This is a genomic window from Polaromonas sp. P1_F6, assembly GCF_056405695.1.
The window spans coordinates 329958-354017 of the sequence record NZ_JBFUBQ010000003.1; the positions used below are offsets into that span (position 1 = coordinate 329958).

A 24060-nucleotide genomic window follows, 5' to 3' on the forward strand; every position below is an offset into this window, starting at 1 on the left:
TATGCCTGTTGATCAACACCCCGAACTGAGAGGCCCTGTGATGAAAAAAAACACTTCTGCAAATGGTTCCGCGCAACCTGGTGTCCAGACTGCTTCCGGCTATGCCGGCGATATTTCTGCACAGCTGGCTTTTGAGTGGATGCAGTCGGGCGAAGCCGTGCTGGTGGATGTACGAACTGACGCCGAACGTGAATGGGTGGGTTATGTACCCGGCTCTGTCCCCCTGGCCTGGAAGCAATGGCCGGGCATGGCAATGAACGCAGGATTCGATGAGGGGCTGAAAGCTGCCGTGCCCGCCGGCAAGAAGGCAGTGCTGTTGTGCCGCAGCGGCGTGCGTTCGGTCGCGGCGGCCAAACGCGCGACCGAGCTGGGCGTCGAGGCTTACAACATTCTCGAAGGTTTTGAAGGCGATGCTGATGACCAGGGGCAGCGCGGCCGCAAGGGAGGCTGGCGTTTTCGGGGCTTGCCCTGGAAGCAGGGCTGAAATTCCGGTAAAACCCTGAATTGAAGCAGTCCTGTGCGTACCTTTGGTAACTTGTATATGTAAGTGAATGGCGCATTTATTTCACAAAAATGAAGTGAATAGTTCGCATGACTTTGTCTGAAGTTTGATGTATGGGGGTGCCCCCTGTTAGTTCTGACAGGGGGTAAGGCGTATCAATTTGTTTGAGCGCTTTCAATGGGGTTCCTCTTTTTAACGGAGTCCCCATGCAAGTACTCGAACGCAAACTTTCCCCTGACACCGCACACTTTTCCAACCCTGCCCTTGGGGCCCAGCTGTGCCAGCGAATATCCCGCGACTTCACGCCGCGCTGGAACCACCAGTGGAGCGGAAAGTTCATGCTTCATGGCAAAACACCGGACTCCAATGCCATCCGGCTGGACGGCAACGACTACCTCAGCGTCACGGGCCATCCGCACATCGTTCACGCGCAGGTGGAAGCCTTGCGCAAGGAGCAGGAGTTTGTGGTGCAGTCCGGTGTCTTCCACCTGAATCAGCATCCCACACACACGCTGGAGCTGGCACTGGCATCCTGGGTGGGCAAGGACGACGGCTTCATTTGCCAATCGGGTTATGCGGCCAATGTCGGCCTGCTGCAGGCGATTGCCGATGCGCAGACCCCTGTATACCTTGATACGCTGGCCCATGCATCGTTGTGGGAAGGCGCCCATGCGGCGCGCGCCCCGGCTTTCGCTTTTCGCCACAATGATCCGGTTCATCTCGCCCGGATGATCGCCAGGAACGGCCCGGGCATCGTGGTGGTCGATTCCGTGTACAGCACCACGGGTGCCATCTGCCCCCTGGGGGAAATTGTCGATGTGGCCGAGCAGCACGGCTGCATGATCCTGGTGGATGAATCGCACTCGCTGGGCACACACGGCCCGGAAGGTGCGGGGCTGTGCGCCGAGTTGGGCCTCACCAGCCGCGTGCACTTCATCACCGCCAGCCTTGCCAAGGCTTTTGCGGGCCGGGCCGGCTTTTTTACCGCGCCGGCGCACATGCGCTATTACATTCTCTGTTCAAGCTTTCCCAATATCTTCAGCTCCAGCCTGCTGCCGCACGAGATTGCCGGCCTTGCAGCCACGCTGGAGGTGATCCGCAACAGCGACGATGCGCGCGCAAGGCTTCACGCCCACACGCGCAGGTTGCGGTCTGCCTTGAGCGAGCTGGGCTATCCCATCCACCAGGGCAGCCAGCAGATCATTGCGCTGGAGGTTGGACTGGAATCCGACACCATGGTGTTGCGGGACCGGCTGGAGGAGCGCAACGTGTTTTCGTCGATGTTCTGCGCGCCGGCCACCAGCAGCAAACGCGCGATGATGAGGTTAACCCTGAATGCCGGGCTGATGGATTCCGAACTGGACCATGTGGAAGCGGTCGCACGCGAGATCGCGCCGATCGTGAAGCCATGGGACTGGCCGATTGCACGGCGCGCCCGGGCCGGCCAGGAGGCATGATGCCGGCGTCAGTCCTGAAGGTGTCTCTCACCCGAGGTGGCAATAAATCGCTCGTGGCTGCTCATGAAGCCGGGGTTAAAAGGCTCGCCGACGGTAAAAAGCGCCGCATGAAGCACGGTCGGACCGGAGGCGATGGCGAAGGCCTGGCGCGGCTGGGGTTTGTGGCCGGCGCCCAGCGCCAGCTGCAGTTCCAGGTCGATGAGTTTCCTGCCTGCCGCCACGTCCTTCACGGTCGCGGCATCCCAGCCTTGCGATGCCGCCATTTCGGCAAGCTCTGGCAGGTTCCCGGCGGGTTCCAGCTGCAACCAGCTGACGCTGCCTTTACGGTCAAGGGCCAGCACACCGAAGGGTGCACCTATCACCACATGCTCGATCCAGCCTTGCCGCAGTGCCAGGTTTTCCAGCTCCTGCGCGACGGATGGTTCGCACAGCAGCGCATGCTGCGTGCGGGACAGCGTCGCCCGCCAGGTCTGCTGGTGCCGGGGATCGGGCTGTCGCAGCAGCGCCTGCACCGCATCGGTCAGGCGCAGCCGGATCTCCGGAGATTGCTTGGGAATGAATTGTTCGATCAGCCCGCGGTTGAAGGCCGACACGGCAAGTTGCTCGTCGGCCCGGCCTGTCAGCAAAACGCGCGAACCCGACCAGCCGGTCAGCTCGCTCAACACCCTCAGTCCGCTCATGGCCGGCATGGAATAGTCCACCACACAGACCTGCGTGAGCGCAAATCGCGCCGTGCCGTCTTCCCGCCAGTACTGCAGGATTTGCGGGATCAGGGCCGTCCCCTCGCGCCATCGATTGATGATTTCCTGCTGGCGCCAGGCATCCGCTTCCCAGCGCACCGGCTCCTGGAGCAGCAGGTCTATACACGCCACCGGGCGCAGGAACAGGCGTACACACCAGTCCAGCGGCATGACTTCCGCGAGCATTTCGAGATAATCCGGGTCGTCGTCCAGGAAAACCACGCCTCCGGGACGGCGGTAAAGTGCAAAGGACATGTTGTCAGTCTAGCGCGGGTTGTCAAAAGCAAATCATGTGCAAGGTATCAGGCCGTAATCGGCAGCTCGATGGTAAAAGCAGCTCCCACGGCGAACTCTGATTTCACATGAATGGTGCCACCTGCGCTTTGTACCACTTGCTGGCAAAAGGCCAGGCCCAGGCCATGCCCCGTGCCGCGGTTGCTCGAGAAGAACGGCTTGAAAATCTGCGGCAGCAAGGCAGCGTCGATACCCATGCCCTCATCGGCCACCATGATGCGGCCGCGCGCCTGCGTCCTGCCGACTTCAATGCGCAGGGCGCCGTGCGGGTATTTCGAGTCAGCCGCCATCAGGGAATGCAGCGCGTTCTTGATGAGGTTGTCCAGCACCTGGGAAAACTGTGTGGCGGAAGAACGGAAGGTGAAGTCATCGTGAACAAGCACCCGCACGCATTCCCTCTGGCGACTCGACTGGTAGGGATACGCCGCCACGACATCCTGGACCAATTTGCCGGCCGCGACCTGTTGGGTATGCCGTGGCAGCTGCAGCAGCTTGGCATTCGCGATCTGTGTGTCGATCTGGTGGTTCATGTTTCGAACCAGTGCGTGAAGGCGCAGCGCCAGTTTGTCCAGCTGCAGCGCGCGCGGGTTGTCGGGCTGGCGCTGTACCTCCAGCTGGATCGCATCGCCCAGCAGGGCTGCCGTCGACAGCGGCGTGCGCAGCTCGTGCGCCATGATGCCGATGGTAGTGAGCGTGCTGGAAAGCTGTTCCCGCCGCAGGTTGGCCGAGGAAAGGTTCAGCACCAGCGCGATCGACCAGGCAAACGCAAATACCACGGCATGCACGGTGCGCTGGTCTTCCGGCAGGGAGGGAACCGCCGGCCCCACGTACAGGAACATGACCCAGGCCAGCCCCCCACCGGTGATGGTGCCCAGGGTCGCCAGGCGCCAGTCAGTGACATGGTAGTAGATCAGCACCATGGCCGCCAGGGTGGCCAGCCACACGGTATTGCTGCCGTTGCACAGGTACATCCAGCTGAACAGGACCGGCAGTTCGAGCCAGAACACCACGCCAAACACCCGTTGCGCCAGCCTGCTTCCCGGGTCATGGTTGACGCGTTTGGTCATCAGGCTGTAGCCCAGTACGCTGGCCACGACGCGCAGCGGCAGGTTTTCATAGGGCTGCGGCAGCCAGACCGACCAGATCCAGGCGAACAGGGCGTTGCCCGAAAAAAAAGAAAGACCCAGCCACCACAGCCGTCGCGGGGATGGATGCAAAATGGGCTCCAGGGGCGCAAGGATCAGTTCCTCGCGCAGCCACTGAAGCAGGGGACGCCGCGCAAGCCACGCGTGAAAGCGAGCGCTCCTCACGTTAAGAACTTCTCCAGCACAACCGGGAACCTGACTGATGATGCATTTGACATTTGACTGTATTGTCCCGGTTCTCATCTCGTCAAGCTAATGCTGTTACCTGCCAACTTTGACAGCGTCAGCCTGGATGGCGTCATCAGCGACTGGCTGTGCGCCCTTCGCGAGTTCTCGGTCGAAGCGCTCATGGTGCTCGGCCCCGACCCGTTCGGGGGGCAGGAAGACCGGCTGGTGCTGGCCATTCACCCTCCGCGCCTGCTGGATGCCGCCGAGGCCCTGGCAGAGAGCCGGGACTTCGGCGCCCCGTGGCGCGATTCCGACGCACCTCTTGTCGCCTGGCAGGATATTTCCAAAACCGCTTTCGAAAGCCTGGGCCGCTGGCGCCGGCTGTGGCTGGCTCACGGTTACCAAAGCGTGGTGCGCATCGCCTTTCCATTGACGGTGGGGCGGGCCTTTGAATGCTACCTCTTCAGCCCGCGCCAGTGGCATGACCGCAGCGAGGCGGCCTTGCTGGCCTGGTCGGCCCTCAACATCTGGCCGCTGCTCAAGCGCGCGCTGGCCGAAGCGCGCAGTCCGCTGAGCCCGCGCGAACTCGAATGCCTGAGCCTTGCCTTCCAGGGGATGACGGCACGCGAGACCGGCGAGTTGCTGGCCTGCAGCGAACGCACGGTGAACTTTCACCTCTCAAATGCCATGACCAAACTCAAGGTCGACAACAAGCTGGCCGCCATCCAGCGCGCGTGCTGGTTCGGATTGATCTGAGCGTTCTTTGCCGCGTCTACTGGAAAACCTGTAGGCCTGCGCCTGCAGGTGCGCTTCAAACCTGTTCATAATCCGCCAAATGACCTTTCTAGCGCTTGACGTGGGTAACACCCGCCTGAAATGGGCCCAGTACGAAGCCCCTGTGCCCAGGGCCAAGCTGCTGGCGCAGGGTGCGGTGTTTCTGGAAAACATCGACAAGCTGTCCGAAGAAGAGTGGGGCGGCATGCAACCTCCGTCGCGTATCCTCGGCTGCATCGTTGCCGGCGACGCCATCAAGCGGCGTGTGGTCGAGCAAATGGAACTCTGGGACGTGGCGCCGCACTGGGTCGTTTCCAGCCCGCATGAGGCTGGTGTCACCAATGGCTATGACCATCCGGCCAGGTTGGGCGCTGACCGTTGGGTGGCCATGATCGGTGCGCGCCACCGGCTGCTGGCGCGCGGCATCAACAAGCCTTGCGTGGTTGTCATGGTGGGTACCGCCGTGACGGTCGAGGCGATCGACGCTTCCGGAAAATTCCTGGGCGGCTTCATTCTTCCAGGCCACGGCATCATGTTGCGCGCGCTCGAGTCCGGCACGGCCGGTCTGCACGTTCCCACCGGCGAGGTGCGCGACTTTCCCACCAATACCAGCGATGCGCTGACCAGCGGCGGCACTTTCGCCATTGCCGGTGCGATACACCGCATGGTGGAAAACGTCGCCCGCCACTGCGGCGAAACACCCGAATGCATCATGACCGGCGGCGCTGGCTGGAAGATGGCGCCCAGCATGTCGGTGAAGTTTGAGCTGGTGGACAGCCTCATCTTCGACGGACTGTTGGCCATCGCCTCACAGCGTTTTGCAGCCTGACGTCCTTTCCGCGCGGTGGAGTTGCCGCGGGATGTGCTATCAAAAAAGTAGCTGCTTGCGCCCGTCCTTATTGGGCTAAGGCCATAAAAACCTCAAAAAATTAACCGGAACTTCCTGGCAGCTGCGACGCACAGCGAGGGCTCACTCTCCCCAGGGCAGCATCAGCGTCACGATGGACAGCTTGGCGAACTCCGGCACAAACTCGTCGATGATGTGCTGCGGCTCCGGGCACAGGGTGCTGTCGGTGATCACGCCGAACTGCACGCCGCCGCCGTAGCTCAAGATCGACACGCCCAGCCCCACGTCGCCCGACTGCGGTACCCAGAACATGCTTTGCTCCAGTGTCGAGCCGCAGAACTTGAGCTTTTCGCGCGGGCCAGGCACGTTGGTCATCACCGCCGTGGTTTTCTTGGCAAAGAGGTTGAGCATCACGTCCTGCGCCGGCTTGATCAAAAGGCCCGCCACCGCCAGCAGGCTGAAAGCCAGCAACGGCTGGTAGCTGCCCTTGAGCGCAGCCATGCGCCGGCGCACCTCGTAGACGCGCTCGATCGGATTCTCCACCCCGATGGGCAGCACCAGCGGCACCAGGCCGAACCGGTTGCCCAGCTTGTGCGCCTGGTCCAGCGGCCGCAGGTTGACCGGCACCATGGCGCGAATCTCCTGGCCTGCCACGTCGTCACCGAAGGTTTTCAAATATTCGCCCAGGGCGCCGGCCACGCAGCTGAGCAGCACGTCGTTGATCGAGCAGTTGAGTGCCTTGCCCACGGCTTTGACTTCATCCAGCGGAATCGGCTGGCACCAGGCCACTTTTTTTGCGCCGCCTGGCTTGCCTTTGAGCCGGGTCTTGGAGTCGTCGGGCATCAGGGCCAGCGCGGCGCCGTCCTTGAGCACCTGCATCAGGACCTTGGCCATGTCCATGGAGCCGTGCATGCCGTCTTCCATGCCCTTTTTGGGGTCACCCAGCATGCCCAGCGAGCGCGCTGCGCCTTCACCGACGGCGCCCAGTGCCTTGACGGTGATGTCGGTGAAGGGCTTGAGCAGGGTGTCGGCAATCCAGTCTTCCGTGCCGGTAGCCGCCGCAGCCTTCGTGCGCCGCTCAGGCGGCGGCGTGCCGCCATCGACCAGCGACATGGTCACGGAGATCAGCGCAATGCCGTCGGCGATGCAATGATGGATGCGCACGATCATCGCGCTGCCCTTGACGCCATCGGGCCCGGTGTAATCCTCGATCAGGTGGATTTGCCACAGCGGGCGTCTCGGATCCAGGCGCTGGGTGGCAAGCACGGCCACGCGGTCCTGCAGGGCCTGCTCCTGGTTGGCTGATTTGGCCAACTTCTCCTGCACGACATGGTTGGCCAGGTCGAAGTTGCGGTCCATCACCCAGGTGGCGCCGGCGGCGTCTTCCATCACGCGCTGCCTGAAACGGTCGTACTTCAGCAGGCTGTTTTCGATGCGTTCGCAGACGGCAGCGTACTTGACGCCCGGCGCCAGCTGCCAGACGCCCACGATCATCATGAGGTTGGCATCGTTGTCCATGCGCAGCCAGGCCGTGTCGACCTTGCTCATGCGCTCCCCTGAAATGCCCAGGGTTCCCGAGACGGCCCGCTTGACGTTCTTCTGGACGTTTTTTGCCACTTTGCGGCCTGCGGCCTGAGCGGTAACGCGTGTAACCATGAGCACTCCCGAATGCAAAACTGATGCGAACTCACCCCGGATGGGGTAAGTTCCCTATTTTGCAAGGAACGGCCTGGCTAAGATACCGGGCAGTTACCCCAAGCCACCTCATTGGTGACCCACTTCTAAAAACGGAGATTCTTCATGTCAGACCTGAAAGCCGCCTTCGACAAAGCCATGGCCGATTCGAAAAACCTCAGCGAGCGCCCTGACAACGCCACGCTGCTGAAGATTTATGCGCTCTACAAGCAGGGCAGCATCGGCGACAACGCCGAGAAAAAGCCCGGCTTCGGCGACATGGTCGCACGTGCCAAGTGGGACGCCTGGAACAACCTCAAGGGCACCTCGCAGGATGACGCGATGCAGCAGTACATCGATTTGATCGCCGATCTGAGCTAAGACTCTCTTCCACAAAAAAGCGGCACAGCCCTGGCGCAATTTGCACCGGGGCTGTGCCGCTTTTTGCTGGCTGTTAAAGACTTCAGTCGGCTTTAATGTTCGCCAGTTTCACGATCCGGTCCCACATCTTGCGCTCGTTGTCACCCAGGGTAGCCAGCTCGGCGCCGCTCATCACAACCGCTTTCGCGCCTTGCTCTTCGGCGCGCTTCCTGAAGCCTTCCGATTCCACCACCTGCTTGATGGCCAGCGAGAGTCGGCCTTGCAGGTCGGCGGACAGTCCCGTCGGCCCGTAGACCGCGAACCACGACGATGCCACCAGCGGCACACCCGTCTCGATAGCGGTCGGCACATTGGGTTGCGCGGCCAGGCGCGTGCGGCCGGTCACCATCAGCGCCTTGAGCTTGCCTGCGCGGATGTGCGGCAGCAGCGGCGGCGGTGTGGTGATGGTGAAGTCCACCGTGCCGGCCAGCAGGTCGTTAAGCGCCGGGCCCGTACCGCGGTAGGGGATGTGCACCATGAAAGTCTTGGTCAGGTCCTTGAGCAGCTCGGTCGTCACATGCTGCAGCGAGCCGTTGCCGCTGGATGCATAGTTGACCTTGCCTGGGTTGGCCTTGACGTACTTGATGAAGTCCACAAAGTTGTCGGCGGGAAAGTTGCCGCGTACCACCAGCAGCTGCGGCGCGTCAATCAAATGGCCTAGCGGCTTGAGGTTGGTCGCCGGGTCAAAGCCAGGCACCGGCTGGATCAGCGGCGTGATGCATTGGTAGCCCGAGTACTGCACCAGCAGGCTGGTGCCATCGGCCGGGCCTCGCGCGACCATCTGGCCGGCGATGTTGCCGTTGCCGCCGCCGCGGTTGTCCACGACCACCGAGGTTTGCAGAATCCTGCCCAAGGGCTCGGCCAGCATGCGTGCCGCAATGTCGGTGGTGCCACCGGCCGCTGTGGGCACAATGAGTGTGATGGGTTTGCCGGCGAGCTGCGCACGCACCGGGTTGAGCCATGCGGCCGTGCTCAGGCTGGCGACGGTCATGAGGGTTCTGCGGGAAATAAGGGTCATGGTTGTCTCCGGATAGTATTTTTTCGGGGAAGGGTGGCTCAGGCCGGGCAATGTCCGACCAGGTTTTGGCTGAAGGGCGGTGGATCAGTCGATGCGGGCGCCAGAGTCCTTGACGATCTTGTTCCAGCGCGGCAGGTCGCCCTGGATCAACGCAGCAAACTGCGCTGGGCTGGCGGTCATCACGTCGCAGCCTTGTGCCGCGAGCTTGTCCGCCACGTCCTTGCTGGCCAGGGTCTTTTCAAGGGCGGCCTGCAGCTTGACGATGACTTCCCTGGGCGTACCGGCGGGCGCCAACAGCCCATACCATGGTGTCGAGCCGAAGCCTGGCAGGGTTTCGCCAATCGTCGGCGCATTGGGCAAGGAGGCCAGACGCTTTTCGTTCACCACGCCAAGCACCTTGATTTTTCCGGACTGCAGGAAGGGCAGCGCCGACGGCAGGCTCTGCACCGACACCGGAATCTGTCCGCCGGCAACATCGGTGGCTGCGGCAGCCGAAGCCTTGTAGGGAACGTGCAGCATGTCCACGCCGGCCGCCCGCTTGAACATTTCGCCGATCAGGTGGTTCAGCGTGCCGTTGCCGGCCGAGGCATAGCTGATCTGGCCGGGGCTGGCTTTTGCCTGGGCAATCAGCTCGACCACCGAATTGGCGGGAAAGGCCGAGTTGGCAACCAGCACATAGCCGGCGTTGGCCACCAGGCCGACCGGCTCGAAATCCTTCACGGGGTCGAAACCGGTGCTTTTGTAGATGGCGGGATTGATGACGTGCGCGCTGTTGGTCGTCAGCAGCAGGGTGTAGCCGTCGGGCCTGGCTTTGGCCACCTGGGCGGTACCGACATTACCGCCCGCGCCGGGCCGGTTATCAACCAGAAAGGTCTGGCCCATGATTTCGCCGAGCTTTTGGGACACGATGCGCGCAATGGCATCGTTGGCGCCGCCCGCCGCCTGCGGCACGATGACGGTGACCGGGCGGCCGGGATAGGCCTGCTGCGCCGCGGCAGGCAGTATTGCCAGACCGGTCATCGCCCCTGCCAGGATGGCGAGATGGTGGAAGAAATTACGTTGTCTCATGTCGTTGTCTCCGGTTGTAGTTTTGGGATGCTGTTTCAGGCGGGTTCGGAAATCTCTATCAAATTCAGGTCGGGGTCGCGCACATAGACCGAGCGGATCTTTTGTGTGGCGCCGGTACGCAGCACGGGGCCTTCAATGATTGGACAGCGCTCCCGCTCGAGATGGGTGATCACGTCAGCAAGCGGGACACCGGCCAGAAAGCACAGGTCCAGAGCGCCGGGCACCGGCAGGTGGGCTCTGGGTTCAAACTCGCGCCCTTTGACATGCAGGTTGATCTTCTGCTTGCCGAACTTGAAGGCCTTGCGCTCTACAGGTGGTGTGCCGCCGGTGAAGGTTTCCAGCGTCATGCCCAGCACGCGGGTGTAGAAGTCCACGCAGGGGGCTTCGTCCGAGGTGGTCAGCACCAGGTGATCCAGTTGCCGAATCATGCCGAGGCGGCCCTTAGCTCGGCCACATAAGGCGGTGGCTCATGCAAATCGGTAATCCGGCCGGCCTTGGCCACCTGCCCAGGCACGTCATGGCCGACGATGCCGGGCATTTGCCGCGCCACCGCAAGCAGCTTTTCAAGGTCCATACCGGTGTCGTAACCCATCGCATGCAGCATGTGTACCGCGTCTTCGCTGCTGATGTTGCCGCTGGCACCGGGCGCGTAGGGGCAGCCACCCAGGCCACCCAGCGAGCCGTCAAAGCGCGTGATGCCGCCCTGCACGGCCGCCAGCACATTGGCCAGGCCCATGCCGCGCGTGTTGTGAAAGTGCAAGGTCAGCTGCAGGCCTTCAAAGCGTTGTTGCAGCGCTTCCACCATGCGGCCGACTTGAGCCGGGTGGGCCATGCCGGTGGTGTCGCAGATCGTGAGGCCGCGCACGCGGTCTGCGCCGAAGGCGGCGAAGCGATCGCTCCAGCGCAGCACTTCGTCCTCGACCACTTCGCCTTCCATCGGGCAGCCGAAGCAGCACGACAGCGAAATGTTGATGGGCGTGCGGCCGTCAACATGGCGAATGACATCAGAGAGCGCGGCAAAGCTTTTCTCGCGGGGCATGCGCAGGTTGGCCAGGTTGTGGGTTTCCGACACCGACATCACCAGGTTGAGTTCGTCGGCCCGCGACTCCAGCGCTCGCTCCGCCCCGCGCAGGTTGGGCACCAGCACGGTGTACTCCACGCCGGGCACACGGCGTATGCGGCCCATCACCTCTTCGGCATCGCGCAGCATGGGGATGGCCTTGGGCGAGGTAAACGATGTCACTTCGATCTTGGCGTAGCCGCATACGCTGAGGGCATCGACCAGCGCGACCTTGTCATCGGTTGGGATGAAATTCGGCTCGATCTGGAAGCCGTCACGCGTGGCGACCTCGTTGAAATGGATCTTGACCCCCACGCTTTTCACTTCGTGTAATACGCTGCCCCCCGAGGGGGCTAAGCTTGCTTGGGGCGGCCCGGCGCGGCGCACTTCACGTTTCAGGGTGTTCACGATTTGACATCCTTTCCAGCCACGATGCCTTTGTCCTTGAGCGCCTGAATCTGTTCGATTGAAAGCCCGATCTCGCGCAGCACCGCATCGGTGTCTTGCCCCACCTGCGGCGCATTTCGGCGGTGCCCGCCCGGCGTGCGCGAAAGCTTGGGCACGATGCCGGGAACGGCCAGCAGGCTTCCGTCGTCCATCTTTACTTCATCGAGCATGCCGCGCGCCTGGTAGTGCGGGTCAGCAACGATATCGGCCACGGTGTAGATGCGGCCGGCGGGCACCGAGACCTTGTCGAGCGCCGCCAGCACCTCGTCTACTGTGAGATTCAACGTCCATTGGCCGATGGCCGCATCGATCTCGGCCACGCGCGCCACGCGGCCCGCGTTATCGGCCAGCGCCGGGTCGTTGCCGAGATCGCTGCGGCCTATGGTGGTCATCAGCCGTTTAAAGATGCTGTCGCCGTTGCCGGCCACCAGCGCATAGCCGCCGTCCTTGCACAGATAAGCGTTGCTGGGCGCAATGCCGGGCAGGGCGCTGCCGGCCGCGCCGCGCACCGCGCCAAAGGCGCTGTATTCAGGCAGCAGGCTTTCCATGCAGTTGAACACCGCTTCATAAAGCGCCACGTCAATCACCTGGCCTTTGCCGGAGCGCTGGCGTTCCTGCATCGCCAGCAGGATGCCGATCACGCCGTGCAGCGCGGCCAGCGTGTCACCAATGCTCACGCCGACGCGCACCGGCACACGGCCCGGCTCGGCCGTCAGGTGGCGCAGGCCGCTCATGGCCTCGGCCACCACGCCGAAGCCCGGCTTGTCGCGGTAAGGGCCGGTCTGGCCGTAGCCGCTGATGCGAAGCATGATGAGTCGTGGGTTCAGCGCCAGCAATTCGTCGGGTCCCAGGCCCCAGCCTTCCATGGCGCCCGGGCGGAAGTTCTCGATCAGCACGTCGGCGTCAAGCGCGAGCTGGCGCACGATGGCCTGCGCTTCAGGACTCTTCAAATCCAGCGCCACCGAGCGCTTGTTGCGCGACTGCACCTGCCACCACACGGAAGTGCCGTCTTTCAGCAGGCGCCATTTGCGCAGCGGGTCGCCCGTGCCCGGCGTTTCGACCTTGATGATGTCGGCGCCGAAGTCCGCCAGCGTCTTGGCGGCAAAAGGCCCGGCAATCAGTTGGCCGAGTTCCAGCACTTTGAGCCCGGTGAGCGGGCCCTGGCCGGGAGCGTGGGTAGAAGCCGCGAGGGATTTTTCAGGGGAGGGCATGGGCGGCAGTGTGCCGCCGCGGTCCGGCTCCGTCTATTTCCGTTTTAGGGCTTTAGGTTTCGCGTTTTGCGAAAGCGGGGTAAGAAAATCCACCAGCGATGCAATCCCCGCATCTGACTGGCCCACCATGGTGGCCGTCAGCAGGCGGCGCTGGGCCCAGGCGTCGGCCAGCGGCCGCCAGCTGAGCTTCATGCTTTTGACCATGGGTAGCGTCGCGGCCTTGGGCAGGATGGCGACGCCCAGGCCGGAGGACACCATGTGGCAGACGGCGTCAAAGCTGCGGACCTGCATGCGCAGCTTCAGCGGTCGGTTGGCGGCCAGCGCGGCTTGCTGCTGCTTTTGCAGCATGGCGGCGCCGGCGGTCAGGCTGATCCATTCTTCGTCGAGCGCATCGACAAAGGCCAGCGGCGTTTTGCCTGCCAGCGTGTGGCCGGCCGGCAGGATCAGCACCAGCTCGTCTTCGCGAAAGAGACGCGTGTCCAGCCCTGTGGTGTCGGGCCCTTCCACAAATACCGCCACATCGGCCCGGCCTTCGCGCAGAGTGGCCGCCACGGCTTCCGACACCTGCTCTTCCAGGTCGATATGCACCTGCGGATGCAGCTCGCCATAGCGCGCCAGCAAGGGCGGCAAAAACTGGCTGATGGCGGCGCTACTCGCGCACAGGCGGATGTGGCGCGCGATGCCGCGCCGCAGGTCGGCCAGTTCGCCGCCCAACTGTTCCATGGTCTGCAGCAGCGTGAGCCCGTGTTTGACGAAGACGCGGCCCGCCGCCGTGGGGAGTAGCCCGCGTGGATGGCGTTCGAACAGCGCGTCGCCCAGGGCGTCTTCAAGCTCCCGGATGCGCCGGCTGGCGGCAGCCAGCGCCAGGTGCGAATCGCGTGCAGCGGCCGTCAGGCTGCCTGTCTGGGCGCAGGCCACCGCCAGGCGCACCGACACCAGGTCAAACCGGGCGAGGTTGTAGCTCACGGGGAAATGAGCCTGAAAACTCAGGCCGCTTTCTTTTTGGCGGTGGCTTTTTTGGCTGCAGGCTTTTTCGCGATCAGGGTGTCCAGGTTTTTCACGATTTCGTCCTCGATCCTGTCCTTGAAGGCGCCGAGCAGGAAACCCAGCTTGGCCTGGAGATCGAAGCGGTCCTTGGTGACGGTCAGCGTGCCGCTGACACCCGAGCGGGTAAAGCTGACCAGGTCTTCGTCCTTGCCCTCTTCGTAGGTGCATTCCATGTCGAATTTTTCTTCGGCCTGCTCGGCCCATTTGAAGGCGATCTTGCGCGCCTCCGCAAGGCCCAGGGTGTGTTCGCGCTGGATCTGGATGTCAGCCATTGGTGGTCTCCGTGTTGTTGATTTGAAGCGCCTTGTGCCGTTCGTCTTTGGCAGCCGGGCCAGCCGTTTGACTGCATCATAAAACGCTTACCGGTGCCGACGTTTCGTTCAGGCAGTATTTCAAAGCGGGCTACGCTTTCGGCCCTGTTCAAGACACTGCGTTGTGATGTGATACTGAGCACTGTTGACGCACCCCCATCTACCCGTGCGTTGTCAGACAAATTTGCAACAGCCCCCTCTTTTGAAGAATCCAAATTCCATTCATTTTTGCAAAAGCGCCGATGGAACGGCCATCGCTTTCACTGCAACTGGCTGCGGGCCGCCAGTCGTGTGGGTCACCCTGCAGTACACCGACAACGACCTGACATCGCCTGGACCCGCGAGCAGGCACTGGATGGACGCGCTGGCCGCCCGCCACACCGTGATCAGGCTCGATATGCGGGGCTGTGGGCTTTCGGAGCGAAAACCTGAGCGCATGTCCCTGGATGCCTGGGTGGAAGACATTGAGGCGGTCGTCAATGCAGCGGGTCTGACGCGCTTTGCCATGGTGGCGGTGTGTACGGGGGCGTATGCGGCAATCGAGTATGCCGCCCGCCATCCTGCCCGGTTGACGCGCCTGGTTATCTATGGAGGGGCCGTTCGCGGGCGTTTGCGGCGTGAACTGACTCCCGCGCAACGGGACGATGCCATGGCGGCGTTGCAGGTGTATGAATCCGGACTGGATGGGCGAAGCGAGTTTGCGGTGTCTTTCCGGCGCATATTCACGGCACAATTTCTCCCGGACGCCTCGGCCGGGCAACTTGAGGCCCATGATCGAATCGTCAGCCAGCGCATGAACGGCGCCATCGCTGCGCAGAGCGTCCGGGCGTTCTATGACCTTGACCTCAGCGAAAGTGCGAAGCGGATTGACACTGCATGCCTGGTTCTACACGCCCGCCGAGACATTTTGTATCCGATAGACGAAGGGCAAAGACTGGCCACACTCATTCCTGCCGCACGCTTCGTTCCGATTGACTCGCACAACAACATCCCTTTGGTGGAGGAGCCGGCATGGCCCGGGGTGCGCGATACCGTGCTTGAATTTCTCGCCGGCAACGAGGGCGCTGTGGCACCTGCTTTCCGGCTGACAGTGCGCCAAGCCGAGGTGCTGAGGCAGGTAGCGCAAGGACAGACCGACAAACAGATCGCACGCACACTATCCCTGAGTCCTCGTACGGTTGAAATGCATGTGAGCGCTGCCTTGAAAGCCCTGGGTAGCAAGACGCGGGCTGAAGCTGCGCACCGGGCCGCGCAATACGGGATTTTCTAGCCCGGTCGTGGTCAGAGAGTCGGCTTGGCTACGGTATTGCCTACCGGGCCGAGATCTCTGGATACCGTAGTTCACACACTGTGCAGAGCCTTGCAGGGGCTGGATACTGCTCTTTCGAGAATCACGTTGCTGGCGTCACATCGACGATGTATGCCTGACCGATTGGGGCATCCCGTGCGGGCACTTTGCCGCAGCTCTGGAACGACATGACAACCAAAAAAAAGGATCCATGAAGGATGAAAAGCTACCCGCTGCACAGCAGTGAAAAAGAGCGCGACAGGTTGAAAATGCAGGGGCTGGCGATACTGCCGCTTACCGAGAACCTGTTGACAGGGGCCGGCGTACAGCCTGGGTCCCAGGTCCTGGAACTGGGCTGTGGAAGCGGTGATATGACCTTGTTGCTGGCAAGCCGTGTGGGGCCCGGCGGCGAAGTGACGGCGGTGGACCGGAACCCGGCCCAGCTTGATGCCGCTGCGTTGCGCATCGCTGATTCGGGTTTTCAGAATGTGAAGTTTGTTTTGGCTGATCTGGACGATTTTGAGCCACCCCGGATGTTTGACGCTGTGGTTGGGCGGTACTTCCTGCTGTACATCGCAAGTCCCGAGGCTGCTGTTGCACGCGTGGCCAATTGGGTCCGGCCGGGAGGAGCGATGGCGTTTCTGGAAATGGATTTTTTCCGCGGCGTACACAGCAGCATCTGGCCGCCTGCATCGCCAGAAACACATGAGGCGATTGTGTTCATAGGCGATGTCATGCTGGACGCAGGCATCAATCCGTACATGGCAGCAAGGCTCCCAAGTATTTTGACGCGCTACGGCAGTGTGCAGGTGCAGACATCAGCACCTCTTCAGTATGGTGCACGTTCAATCGAACTGCCTCTGGAGGCGGTCAGGTCGGTCACACCCATGGCTCGAAAGCTCGGGCGTGCTGATGCGGATCATCACGATGTCGACGCGTTGCTGGCCCGGGAATTGGCGGGCCGCGACGAGCACACTGTGACCGTGCCGCCCATGTCTGTTGCTGCCTGGGTTCAACTGGCATGAGGCACGCAGCATCTCCTGTGTGCATTGGCCATCTTGCCGACCACCCGCAGCATCTCGCGGCGCTGGCCGTGTGGCACCAGGCGCAATTCGGCTATCTCAATACATCGGTTACGGTTGAGCAGCGCACGCAGAGGCTGAAGGCATCCGCGCAGAAGGGCGCGTTGCCGATGACCTTTGTGGCGGTCTGCGAAGGCCGGCTTCTGGGGTCGGCAAGTCTGCTGCCGCAAACGATTACCCATTCCCACTTATCGCCTTGGTTGTCCAGCGTTTATGTCGCGTCCGAGCACAGGAACAAGGGGATTGGGTCGGCGCTGGTCCGGCATGTGGTTCGGGAGGCCGCCGGCATGGGCAAAGACAAGGTCTACCTGTTTACGCCGAACAGCGAAGCCTTGTATGCCCGGCTCGGCTGGAAAGTCGTCGAACATACGGAACATCAGGGACACCGCCTCACGATCATGTGCGTGTAAGCCTATAGATACGCCCCTCGCCGCATGTGCTGGGACGCTGCCCAGGCTGAACTACTCTTTGGGCTGTCCGGCCTTGCGTTGGTGACTGTGTGCCTGCGCAAGGTTCACCATGTTGTGTTCAAGTGCCTTGCGCCGTTCGTCCTTGGGTAGCCGGGACAGCTTTTTGACCGCATCATAAAACCGTTGCCAGTCGCGGCCCTCGCGTTCGAACAGCGCTTCAAAGCCCGGTACCAGTTCGTCGTACGCGGCCTGTGCGCCAAACGAGGCATTGTTGGCGTTCGCCACCCACTGGTCGTAGCCGGCAAAGCCGCCCCATGATGCCTTGAGTTCAGCATAGGCGTCGCGAAAGCGCTGGTGCGCTATCATTTTGCTAGCTATTTGCGCAGGTTCTGATTGGGCTGCGGCATCTTTTTGATCATAAATTGCGGCCAATTCGCGGCGCGTGGCCAGTGCCAGCGCGCGGAACTGCCGGCGCCGGCCGTCAAATACGGCGTAGGCCTTGCGTGCGTCGTCACCGGCTTGCGTGGCCAGCCAGCGCTCGCTGCCCAGGCGCTCGACGGCAGTGGCAAACGATTCATTGAACATCATGTCACCCGGCGCATACACCACCTGATGGGACAGTTCATGAAAGATCAGCCGGGCGAGTTCCCCCTCAGGGTAGCCGATGAAGGTGTTGAGCAAGGGGTCGCCGCCGGCCCAGTTCATCCAGCCCAGTGTGGAATACGCGGGCACGCCGTAAACGCTGGCTTCCAGGCCTTCGGCCTTGAGCCGCGCCGCTTCGGCGCGCGCGTCGGCCTCGTTGAAGTAGCCGCGGTAGCCGACACAGCCTGTGACCGGGAAGCACCAGGTTTTGAGCGTGAGTGAAAACGCCGGCGCCGCCACCACGTTCCAGACCACGGCGCTGCGGCGCAGGTCGGCATAGCGGCGGTAGCTGGCGTTGTCCGGCAGTTTCAGCTCGGTCACCGCAAAGCTGCGGATGCGCTGCGACAGTTCCAGCCGGCTTTTTAATGAGGCCGATGTTTGCGCTTCGCCGAGCCAGTCGTCCACCGGCCGGGCGGCGTTGAGCATCTGCATGTGGCCGCTGACGGACTGCCAGTAGTAACCCAGGTCAGCACACCCCGTGAGGCATAACGCGGCTGCGGCCAGCGCAGCAGCCAGGCCGGTCAGTGTCTTGGCGCGCGTTCGGCTCACCGTGCCTCAGGCTGTTTCAGCGTCGCGCTGCACCTGCACCAGGCAATCGTAAAAGACGGGGCCGCGGCCCATGTCGGTCAGGTGCTGGCTGGTGAGCTGGTTCACGTTGGTGCCGTCCAGGCCCAGCTTGCGCCACCAGATACCCAGGCCGTTGACCACGCCGGGGCGTGCCCGCGTGGAGACTTCAGCCTTGACCCGGTACTCGCCGCGCTGGTTGAACACCTTGACGACCGCGCCCGTGGTGATGCCGCGTGCAGCGGCATCGTCCGCATGAATCTCCAGCACCGGTTCGGTTTCCATATCGCGCAGGCTTTTCACGTTGACGAAGGTGGAGTTGAGGAAGTTGCGCGCGGGCGGTGAGATCATGGCCAGCGGGAACTGGTCGGATGTGTTGGCTGCTTCGTAATTGGGCACGTGGCCGGGCAGGCCGTCGGCGCCGGTGGCCGCGAGGCGCGCACTGAAGAACTCGCAGCGCCCGGAGGCGGTGGGGAAGTTGCCGGTGGCAAACGGCGCATCGGGCAGCGCCAGCGTGGCAAAGCCCGTGTCCAGCAATTGCCCAAAGTCCACCTTGTCGCCAAACGTGGCGCGGCACAGCTGCTCATCGTTGTCGGCAAAGCAGGGGTCGGTAAAGCCCATGTGGGCGGCCAGCTCGCGAAAGATCTGCGTATTGGGTTTGGCCTGGCCCATGGGCGCGATAGCGGGGCGATTCAGCAGCACGTCGGTGTGGCCATAGGAGGCATGCATATCCCAATGCTCCAGCTGTGTGGTGGCCGGCAGGATGTAGTCGGCGTAGTCGGCCGTGTCGGTCTGGAAGTGCTCAAGCACGACAGTGAAGAGGTCTTCACGCGCGAAGCCCCGAACCACTTTTCCGGATTCCGGCGCCACTGCCACCGGGTTGCTGTTGTAGACGATCAGCGCCTCGATCTTCGGGCCAAATTGAGGCGATGCAGCTTCGAGCAAGGCGTTGCCGATGGTGCTCATGTTGATGGTGCGCGGCTGGCGGCCCTGCAGCAGGTCGGGCCGCTGCAGGGCGGCTTTGTCGACGGGAAAGAGCCCCGAGCTGCTGAGCAGCACGCCACCGGCGCGATGCCGCCACGCGCCCGTCAGCGCGGGCAGGCAGGCAATGGCACGCGCCGCATTGCCGCCGCCGTGAACGCGCTGCATGCCGTAGTTCAGGCGGATCGCTGCGGGCTGTTTTTTGACAAAGCATTCGCCATAATCGCGCGCCAGCGAGCGGATCTGTTCCGCCGGCACACCGCAGACTTCGGCCGCCCGTTCAGGCGGCCACTGCAGCGCGCGTTCGCGCAACCCGCCATCCGGGCTTTGCCAGCCCAGTGTGTGCTGCGCGATGTAGTCGTGGTCGAGCCAGTCGTGGGTGATCAGCTCGTGCATCAGGGCCAGCGCCAGCGCGGCGTCGGTACCCGGCAGCAGCGAGATGTGCTCATGGCATTTCTCGGCGGTTTCGCTTTTTCGCGGATCGATGCAGACAAGTTTTGCGCCATCGCGCTTGGCTTGTTGTGCGTAACGCCAGAAGTGCAGGTTGCTGCCGATGGAGTTGCTGCCCCAGATGATGATGAGCTTCGATTCGGCAAAAAACTCCACCCGCATGCCGACCTTGCCGCCCAGTGTTTGCGTCAGGGCCTCGCCGCCGGCTGATGAGCAGATGGTGCGGTCCAGGAATGACGCACCGAGTTGGTTGAAAAACCGGCCCGCCATGCTTTCGCCCTGCACCTGGCCCATGGTGCCGGCATAGCTGTAAGGAACGATCGCTTCGGGATTGCGTGCGGCGATGGGCTTGAGGCGGGCCGCAATGTCGGCCAGCGCCGCTTCCCAGCTCACCGGCTCGAACTGTCCGCTGCCTTTCGGGCCGCTGCGCTTGAGCGGGCTCAGCAGGCGCTCCGGATGGTAGGTGCGTTCGGTGTAACGCGACACCTTGTTGCACAGCACGCCGCCGGTATGCGGATGGTCCGGGTTGCCCTGCACGCGGATGGCCACGCCGTCCTCCACTGTGGTCAGCAGCGAGCAGGTGTCGGGGCAGTCGTGCGGGCAGGCACCCAGCACCTGTACGGCCGCAGGCTTCAGCCCGGTGTCAGGTTTGACCTCGGTCCTAGGGGAGATGCTGATGGTATTGCTCATGGTTCAACTTTATATTGACAGCCATACCGGCCCCCGGGGATGAGGAGACAACATGACAACAAAAACAGGAATGCAGTCATTCCGCGCGCTGGTCAGGATCACCATGGTAGCGGCACTGGTCGCCCTGATGGCGCCGTGGGTGTATGCCGAGGACGGCATCAGCAAAACCGCTGTAACGCTGGGGCAGTCACTGGCCATGACGGGGCCCGGCAGCACACTGGCTGTGCCGTTTGCCCAGGGCGCGCGCCTTTACTTCGACCACGTCAATGCCGGCGGCGGCGTCAACGGCCGCAAGATCGAACTGACGACGCTGGACGATGCGGGCAACCCCGATACCGCCGCGGCCAACACCCGCAAGCTGCTGGACCAGAAGGTGTTTTCGCTCTTCGGCTACTACGGCTCGCCGCAGGTCACGGCCGTCAACCCGCTGCTGAAAGACACCGACATTTTGCTGTTCGCCCCCATGGCCGGCGCCGACGAGTTGCGCGGCTCGCTGTACCCCAATGTGTATTCCGTGCGCCCCGGCTATTCGGAAGAAGCCGCCATGATCACGCGGCACGCCGAAACCCTGGGCATGCGCAAGCTGGCCATACTGCACGGCAAGGATGCCGAATCGCTGGCGGCACTGGATTCAGCCGAGCGCACCATGGGCGGGCTGGGCGCCAACCTGGTGGCCAAGTCGGCCCTCTCGGGCGGCAGTGTGGCCGCGAGCGTTGAACAGATTCTGGGCAAGAAGCCTGAATCCGTACTGGTCATCAGCGACGCTGCCGGCGCCGCCAGCGCGATACGCGATTTGCGCGCCAAGGGATTTCGCGGGCCCATCTACGGCTTTTCCAGCACTGGCGAAAGCCTGTTGGCCGAGCAGCTGGGTGCGGCCGGTGCCGGTGTGGTGGTGGTGCGCGTCACACCCAAGTCGGACAACGCCAAGAGCGTCCTGGTCCGTGAACTGCAGGCCGACGCTACAGCGGCCAAACTGGGCAAACCCAATGTGTACATGCTCGAAGGCTACATCGCTGCCTGGACGTATGTCGAAGCCCTGCGCAAGGCCGGAAAGGACCCGACCCGCGTCAAACTGCGCAAGGCACTGGACACCATGCAGGAGTTGAACCTGGGCGGTTTTCGGGTGCACTTTGACGGGGACCGCGTGGGCTCCAAACTGGTGGAACTCAGCCTGATCGATGCCACCGGACGGGTGCGGGAATAGGAAGAGTGAGATAGCGGAAATTGGCGAGTGTTGTGGGTTGGATGATGCAAAAGGTGACAAATTACCGGCTGTTGCGTTGCTGGCTTCCGCTAAAGTAGTGACCTATCTCACGTATTTGTAACTTAGTTTTTACAAATCAAACCGTTTGTAAATTTTTGTTGCGAAGATAGCGTCATGAACATTACTCGCAGAACCTTTTCCACCGCTGCCGGCGCTTCCGTGCTCGCGGGTTTCAACATCGCGCATGCCCAGACCGACAAGATCATCCTGGGCCAGTCAGCGCCTTTCACCGGCCCGGCTGCGCAGTTGGGCATCCAGTTCTACCAGGGCGCGAAGGTGTACTTCGACCAGGTCAACGAACAGGGCGGCGTCAACAAGCGCCTGATTGAAATCCGCAACCTGGATGACGGCTATGAACCTGCTCGCTGCGCCGAAAACACCCGCAAGCTGATCGAGGATGAGGTGTTTGCATTGTTTGGCTACATCGGCACCCCCACCAGCATCGCTGCCCTGCCGCTGGCCATCAAGGACAAGGTTCCGTTCATCGCGCCGTTCACCGGTGCCATGGCTTTGCGTGAACCTTTCAACAAAAATGTCTTCCATGTGCGCGCGTCCTACAACGACGAAACCGGCCTCATCGTCAAACAGCTGACCGCCCTGGGGCTGAAGAAAATCGCCGTGTTCTACCAGAACGACGCCTACGGCAAGGCCGGGCTGGACGGCGTCACGCTGGCCCTGGGTGCGCAGAACCTGAAGCCGGTGGCGCAGGCGACTGTTGAACGCAACACGGTGGACGTGGCCAAGGCCGTCACCACGCTGGTGGCCGCGGGCCCCGATGCGGTGGTGCAGATCGGTGCTTACAAGGCCTGCGCAGCTTTCATCCGCGAAGCCCGCAAGGCCGGCTACGGCGGCACGTTCTACAACGTATCGTTTGTCGGCACGCAGGCGCTGGCCGACGAGCTGGGCAAGGAAGGCGCAGGCGTGGTGGTGTCGCAGGTCATGCCTTCGCCCTACAACGGAGCGCGGCCGATTGTGCGCGAGTTTACCGATGCGGTGAAGGCGGCCGGCAAGGACGCGAAGGTCAATTTCTCCAGCATGGAAGGCTATGTGGCCGCCAGGATTCTGGTGGACGGCCTCAAGCGCGGCGGCCCCAAGATGAGCCGTGATTCGCTGATTTCCGGCCTGGAAGCCATCGGCACCCAGTCGCTCGGCGGGTTTTCCGTGACGTTCTCGCCGACCGACCATGTGGCGTCCCACTTCGTGGAGCTGTCGATGCTGACGGGCGACGGCCGGATACGGACGTAACCCCCGAAGCGGCCTGCGGCCGCCTCCCCCTAAGGGGGCGCCACCTGCGGCCCGGCAAAGCCGGTTCCGCGATGGCCTGCGCGAAAGCCCGCCTCTAGCGAAGCTCGCCGGTGTTCGCCAAGCCTTCCATGAACGCCTGGCAGCGCGCGAGCTGCTCCAGGCTCACAAACTCGTCGGGCTGATGCGCCTGGTTGATGCTGCCGGGCCCGCACACTACCGTGGGAATGCCGGCGTTTTTGAACAGGCCTGCTTCGGTGCCGAAAGCGACCAGCGTGGTCTCTCGTGTGCCGGCCAGGCGCTGCGCCAGTTGGGTCACCGCATCGCCGGCGGAGCCGAGAAAGGCCGGTACTTCACAAATCGTCTCAAAGCTGAAACCGGCGTCGGGCGCTATCTTTTTCATAGCTGGTTGCGCAAGTTCCGCATAGGCTACAAGCTCTTTTTGCATTAAAACTGCATCCGCCGTAGGCAGGTTGCGGAATTCGTAGCGGAACTCCGCGTCGCGCGGCACCACGTTGTCGGCAATGCCGCCGTGGAACTGGCCGACGCTGGCGGTGCTGAAGGGCACATCGAAGCCTTCATAGCGCGGCTCGTTCGCTTCAAAGCCGTCGGCCATGTCGCGCAGCTTGCCGACGACACGCGCCGCCATCTCGATGGCGTTGACGGATTGCGGCGTGAGCGAGGAGTGCGCCTCCTTGCCGCGCACGCAGCATTTGTAGCGGTACACGCCCTTGTGCGCGGTGGCCGGCACCATGCTCGTCGGTTCGCCCACGATGCAGGCGAGCGGCTTGATGCCCGCGTCCTTCATGTCGGCAATCAGTTCCTTCACGCCCATGCAGCCGACTTCCTCGTCGTAGCTCAGCGCCAGGTGCACCGCAAAAGGCGCCTGGCTGTTCAAAAAATCTCCGGCGTGGGCCAGTGCCAGGCCAATAAAGCCCTTCATGTCGCAGCTGCCACGGCCATACAGCCTGCCATCGCTGACCGTGGCCGACAGCGGATCCAGCGTCCAGTCCTGGCCGTCCCAGGGCACCGTGTCGGTGTGGCCTGACAGGATGATGCCGGCCGGTTTGCCTTCGCCCAGCGTGGCAAACAGGTTGGCCTTGGTTTTGTCGGCATTGGTGGTGATGCGGCTGGCAACGCCGAGCTTTTGCAGCTCGTCGCGCACGAAATGAATCAGCGCCAGGTTGCTGTTGTCGCTGACCGTGTTCATGCGGACCAGGGTCTGGACCAGTTGCAGGGCGCGGGGGGACACGGGAGGAAGCGA

General features: G+C 62.7%; 23 protein-coding genes. 10 read left to right on the forward strand and 13 right to left on the reverse strand.

Annotation, left to right across the window (positions count from 1 at the left end; genetic code table 11):
- The first annotated feature begins 40 nt into the window (after nucleotides 1-40).
- Together AC1DY9_RS11180 and cqsA are read left to right on the forward strand one after the other, a co-directional pair.
- Nucleotides 41-484: a rhodanese-like domain-containing protein gene (locus tag AC1DY9_RS11180; RefSeq protein WP_477666523.1), complete on the forward strand. Its 444-nt coding sequence runs from the start codon at nucleotides 41-43 to the stop codon at nucleotides 482-484.
- Nucleotides 485-708: 224 nt separating this feature from the next.
- The gene (cqsA, locus tag AC1DY9_RS11185) at nucleotides 709-1959 is read left to right on the forward strand and encodes an alpha-hydroxyketone-type quorum-sensing autoinducer synthase (protein WP_457281273.1); all 1251 of its coding nucleotides are present in this window, start codon (nucleotides 709-711) and stop codon (nucleotides 1957-1959) included.
- An 8-nt stretch (nucleotides 1960-1967) separates the two neighbouring features.
- Here cqsA and AC1DY9_RS11190 read toward each other — a convergent pair whose 3' ends face one another.
- Nucleotides 1968-2954: a response regulator gene (locus tag AC1DY9_RS11190; RefSeq protein WP_457281272.1), complete on the reverse strand. Its 987-nt coding sequence runs from the start codon at nucleotides 2952-2954 to the stop codon at nucleotides 1968-1970.
- Nucleotides 2955-3001: 47 nt separating this feature from the next.
- Nucleotides 3002-4210: a sensor histidine kinase gene (locus AC1DY9_RS11195; RefSeq protein WP_457281271.1), complete on the reverse strand. Its 1209-nt coding sequence runs from the start codon at nucleotides 4208-4210 to the stop codon at nucleotides 3002-3004.
- A gap of 183 nt (nucleotides 4211-4393) precedes the next feature.
- Here AC1DY9_RS11195 and AC1DY9_RS11200 point away from each other — a divergent pair, with 183 nt between their 5' ends.
- Together AC1DY9_RS11200 and AC1DY9_RS11205 are read left to right on the forward strand one after the other, a co-directional pair.
- On the forward strand, nucleotides 4394-5062 hold the full coding sequence (locus AC1DY9_RS11200) for a helix-turn-helix transcriptional regulator (protein WP_477666524.1): 669 nt from the start codon (nucleotides 4394-4396) through the stop codon (nucleotides 5060-5062).
- Between the two features lie 79 nt (nucleotides 5063-5141).
- Nucleotides 5142-5909 (forward strand): type III pantothenate kinase, encoded by a 768-nt coding sequence (locus AC1DY9_RS11205; RefSeq protein WP_457281269.1) that lies wholly within the window; start codon nucleotides 5142-5144, stop codon nucleotides 5907-5909.
- Nucleotides 5910-6050: 141 nt separating this feature from the next.
- On the opposite strand, the gene AC1DY9_RS11210 is transcribed toward AC1DY9_RS11205, so the two are convergent.
- Nucleotides 6051-7583: a wax ester/triacylglycerol synthase family O-acyltransferase gene (locus AC1DY9_RS11210; protein WP_477666525.1), complete on the reverse strand. Its 1533-nt coding sequence runs from the start codon at nucleotides 7581-7583 to the stop codon at nucleotides 6051-6053.
- Between the two features lie 144 nt (nucleotides 7584-7727).
- On the opposite strand from AC1DY9_RS11210, the gene AC1DY9_RS11215 reads away from it, so the two are divergent.
- On the forward strand, nucleotides 7728-7982 hold the full coding sequence (locus tag AC1DY9_RS11215) for an acyl-CoA-binding protein (protein WP_457281267.1): 255 nt from the start codon (nucleotides 7728-7730) through the stop codon (nucleotides 7980-7982).
- 82 nt (nucleotides 7983-8064) lie between these two features.
- Here AC1DY9_RS11215 and AC1DY9_RS11220 read toward each other — a convergent pair whose 3' ends face one another.
- The 7 genes from AC1DY9_RS11220 to AC1DY9_RS11250 all read right to left on the reverse strand — a co-directional run bounded on the left by AC1DY9_RS11220 (nucleotide 8065) and on the right by AC1DY9_RS11250 (nucleotide 14144).
- Nucleotides 8065-9039 (reverse strand): Bug family tripartite tricarboxylate transporter substrate binding protein, encoded by a 975-nt coding sequence (locus tag AC1DY9_RS11220; protein ID WP_457281266.1) that lies wholly within the window; start codon nucleotides 9037-9039, stop codon nucleotides 8065-8067.
- An 84-nt stretch (nucleotides 9040-9123) separates the two neighbouring features.
- A complete protein-coding gene (locus tag AC1DY9_RS11225) occupies nucleotides 9124-10107 on the reverse strand; it encodes a Bug family tripartite tricarboxylate transporter substrate binding protein (RefSeq protein ID WP_457281265.1) in 984 nt (327 codons plus the stop codon).
- 35 nt (nucleotides 10108-10142) lie between these two features.
- A complete protein-coding gene (locus AC1DY9_RS11230) occupies nucleotides 10143-10535 on the reverse strand; it encodes a VOC family protein (protein WP_457281264.1) in 393 nt (130 codons plus the stop codon).
- Nucleotides 10532-11482 (reverse strand): hydroxymethylglutaryl-CoA lyase, encoded by a 951-nt coding sequence (locus AC1DY9_RS11235; RefSeq protein ID WP_457281650.1) that lies wholly within the window; start codon nucleotides 11480-11482, stop codon nucleotides 10532-10534. The genes AC1DY9_RS11230 and AC1DY9_RS11235 overlap by 4 nt, the downstream gene beginning before the upstream one ends.
- Before the next feature lie 89 nt (nucleotides 11483-11571).
- Nucleotides 11572-12825: a CaiB/BaiF CoA transferase family protein gene (locus AC1DY9_RS11240; RefSeq protein WP_457281263.1), complete on the reverse strand. Its 1254-nt coding sequence runs from the start codon at nucleotides 12823-12825 to the stop codon at nucleotides 11572-11574.
- A gap of 33 nt (nucleotides 12826-12858) precedes the next feature.
- A complete protein-coding gene (locus AC1DY9_RS11245; RefSeq protein WP_477666526.1) occupies nucleotides 12859-13791 on the reverse strand; it encodes a LysR family transcriptional regulator in 933 nt (310 codons plus the stop codon).
- Nucleotides 13792-13811: 20 nt separating this feature from the next.
- A complete protein-coding gene (locus AC1DY9_RS11250) occupies nucleotides 13812-14144 on the reverse strand; it encodes a polyhydroxyalkanoic acid system family protein (protein WP_457281261.1) in 333 nt (110 codons plus the stop codon).
- Nucleotides 14145-14538: 394 nt separating this feature from the next.
- On the opposite strand from AC1DY9_RS11250, the gene AC1DY9_RS11255 reads away from it, so the two are divergent.
- The 3 genes from AC1DY9_RS11255 to AC1DY9_RS11265 all read left to right on the forward strand — a co-directional run bounded on the left by AC1DY9_RS11255 (nucleotide 14539) and on the right by AC1DY9_RS11265 (nucleotide 16963).
- Entirely contained in the window at nucleotides 14539-15453 is a 915-nt protein-coding gene (locus AC1DY9_RS11255) for an alpha/beta fold hydrolase (protein ID WP_477666527.1), read from the forward strand.
- 236 nt (nucleotides 15454-15689) lie between these two features.
- Nucleotides 15690-16496: a class I SAM-dependent methyltransferase gene (locus tag AC1DY9_RS11260; RefSeq protein WP_477666528.1), complete on the forward strand. Its 807-nt coding sequence runs from the start codon at nucleotides 15690-15692 to the stop codon at nucleotides 16494-16496.
- On the forward strand, nucleotides 16493-16963 hold the full coding sequence (locus AC1DY9_RS11265; protein ID WP_457281259.1) for a GNAT family N-acetyltransferase: 471 nt from the start codon (nucleotides 16493-16495) through the stop codon (nucleotides 16961-16963). Before AC1DY9_RS11260 ends, AC1DY9_RS11265 begins: the two co-directional genes overlap by 4 nt.
- A gap of 51 nt (nucleotides 16964-17014) precedes the next feature.
- Here AC1DY9_RS11265 and AC1DY9_RS11270 read toward each other — a convergent pair whose 3' ends face one another.
- Nucleotides 17015-18154: an aminopeptidase gene (locus AC1DY9_RS11270; RefSeq protein WP_457281258.1), complete on the reverse strand. Its 1140-nt coding sequence runs from the start codon at nucleotides 18152-18154 to the stop codon at nucleotides 17015-17017.
- A gap of 6 nt (nucleotides 18155-18160) precedes the next feature.
- Nucleotides 18161-20290: a molybdopterin-containing oxidoreductase family protein gene (locus tag AC1DY9_RS11275; protein ID WP_477666529.1), complete on the reverse strand. Its 2130-nt coding sequence runs from the start codon at nucleotides 20288-20290 to the stop codon at nucleotides 18161-18163.
- Between the two features lie 52 nt (nucleotides 20291-20342).
- On the opposite strand from AC1DY9_RS11275, the gene AC1DY9_RS11280 reads away from it, so the two are divergent.
- Both AC1DY9_RS11280 and AC1DY9_RS11285 read left to right on the forward strand, forming a co-directional pair.
- Nucleotides 20343-21494: an ABC transporter substrate-binding protein gene (locus tag AC1DY9_RS11280; RefSeq protein WP_457281256.1), complete on the forward strand. Its 1152-nt coding sequence runs from the start codon at nucleotides 20343-20345 to the stop codon at nucleotides 21492-21494.
- Between the two features lie 174 nt (nucleotides 21495-21668).
- Nucleotides 21669-22799, forward strand: coding sequence for an ABC transporter substrate-binding protein (locus tag AC1DY9_RS11285; protein ID WP_457281255.1), 1131 nt, complete (start codon nucleotides 21669-21671; stop codon nucleotides 22797-22799).
- Nucleotides 22800-22893: 94 nt separating this feature from the next.
- On the opposite strand, the gene argE is transcribed toward AC1DY9_RS11285, so the two are convergent.
- Nucleotides 22894-24048: an acetylornithine deacetylase gene (argE, locus tag AC1DY9_RS11290; RefSeq protein ID WP_477666530.1), complete on the reverse strand. Its 1155-nt coding sequence runs from the start codon at nucleotides 24046-24048 to the stop codon at nucleotides 22894-22896.
- Between the last annotated feature and the right edge of the window lie 12 nt (nucleotides 24049-24060).

Excerpts from the sequence above, each read along its gene's own strand:
- AC1DY9_RS11180 (WP_477666523.1), top strand. The coding sequence starts at position 41 with ATGAAAAAAAACACTTCTGCAAATGGTTCCGCGCAACCTGGTGTCCAG.
- cqsA (WP_457281273.1), top strand. The coding sequence starts at position 709 with ATGCAAGTACTCGAACGCAAACTTTCCCCTGACACCGCACACTTTTCC.
- AC1DY9_RS11190 (WP_457281272.1), bottom strand. The coding sequence starts at position 2,954 with ATGTCCTTTGCACTTTACCGCCGTCCCGGAGGCGTGGTTTTCCTGGAC.
- AC1DY9_RS11200 (WP_477666524.1), top strand. The coding sequence starts at position 4,394 with ATGCTGTTACCTGCCAACTTTGACAGCGTCAGCCTGGATGGCGTCATC.
- AC1DY9_RS11205 (WP_457281269.1), top strand. The coding sequence starts at position 5,142 with ATGACCTTTCTAGCGCTTGACGTGGGTAACACCCGCCTGAAATGGGCC.
- AC1DY9_RS11210 (WP_477666525.1), bottom strand. The coding sequence starts at position 7,583 with ATGGTTACACGCGTTACCGCTCAGGCCGCAGGCCGCAAAGTGGCAAAA.
- AC1DY9_RS11215 (WP_457281267.1), top strand. The coding sequence starts at position 7,728 with ATGTCAGACCTGAAAGCCGCCTTCGACAAAGCCATGGCCGATTCGAAA.
- AC1DY9_RS11220 (WP_457281266.1), bottom strand. The coding sequence starts at position 9,039 with ATGACCCTTATTTCCCGCAGAACCCTCATGACCGTCGCCAGCCTGAGC.
- AC1DY9_RS11225 (WP_457281265.1), bottom strand. The coding sequence starts at position 10,107 with ATGAGACAACGTAATTTCTTCCACCATCTCGCCATCCTGGCAGGGGCG.
- AC1DY9_RS11230 (WP_457281264.1), bottom strand. The coding sequence starts at position 10,535 with ATGATTCGGCAACTGGATCACCTGGTGCTGACCACCTCGGACGAAGCC.
- AC1DY9_RS11240 (WP_457281263.1), bottom strand. The coding sequence starts at position 12,825 with ATGCCCTCCCCTGAAAAATCCCTCGCGGCTTCTACCCACGCTCCCGGC.
- AC1DY9_RS11250 (WP_457281261.1), bottom strand. The coding sequence starts at position 14,144 with ATGGCTGACATCCAGATCCAGCGCGAACACACCCTGGGCCTTGCGGAG.
- AC1DY9_RS11255 (WP_477666527.1), top strand. The coding sequence starts at position 14,539 with ATGGACGCGCTGGCCGCCCGCCACACCGTGATCAGGCTCGATATGCGG.
- AC1DY9_RS11260 (WP_477666528.1), top strand. The coding sequence starts at position 15,690 with ATGAAAAGCTACCCGCTGCACAGCAGTGAAAAAGAGCGCGACAGGTTG.
- AC1DY9_RS11265 (WP_457281259.1), top strand. The coding sequence starts at position 16,493 with ATGAGGCACGCAGCATCTCCTGTGTGCATTGGCCATCTTGCCGACCAC.
- AC1DY9_RS11275 (WP_477666529.1), bottom strand. The coding sequence starts at position 20,290 with ATGAGCAATACCATCAGCATCTCCCCTAGGACCGAGGTCAAACCTGAC.
- AC1DY9_RS11280 (WP_457281256.1), top strand. The coding sequence starts at position 20,343 with ATGACAACAAAAACAGGAATGCAGTCATTCCGCGCGCTGGTCAGGATC.
- AC1DY9_RS11285 (WP_457281255.1), top strand. The coding sequence starts at position 21,669 with ATGAACATTACTCGCAGAACCTTTTCCACCGCTGCCGGCGCTTCCGTG.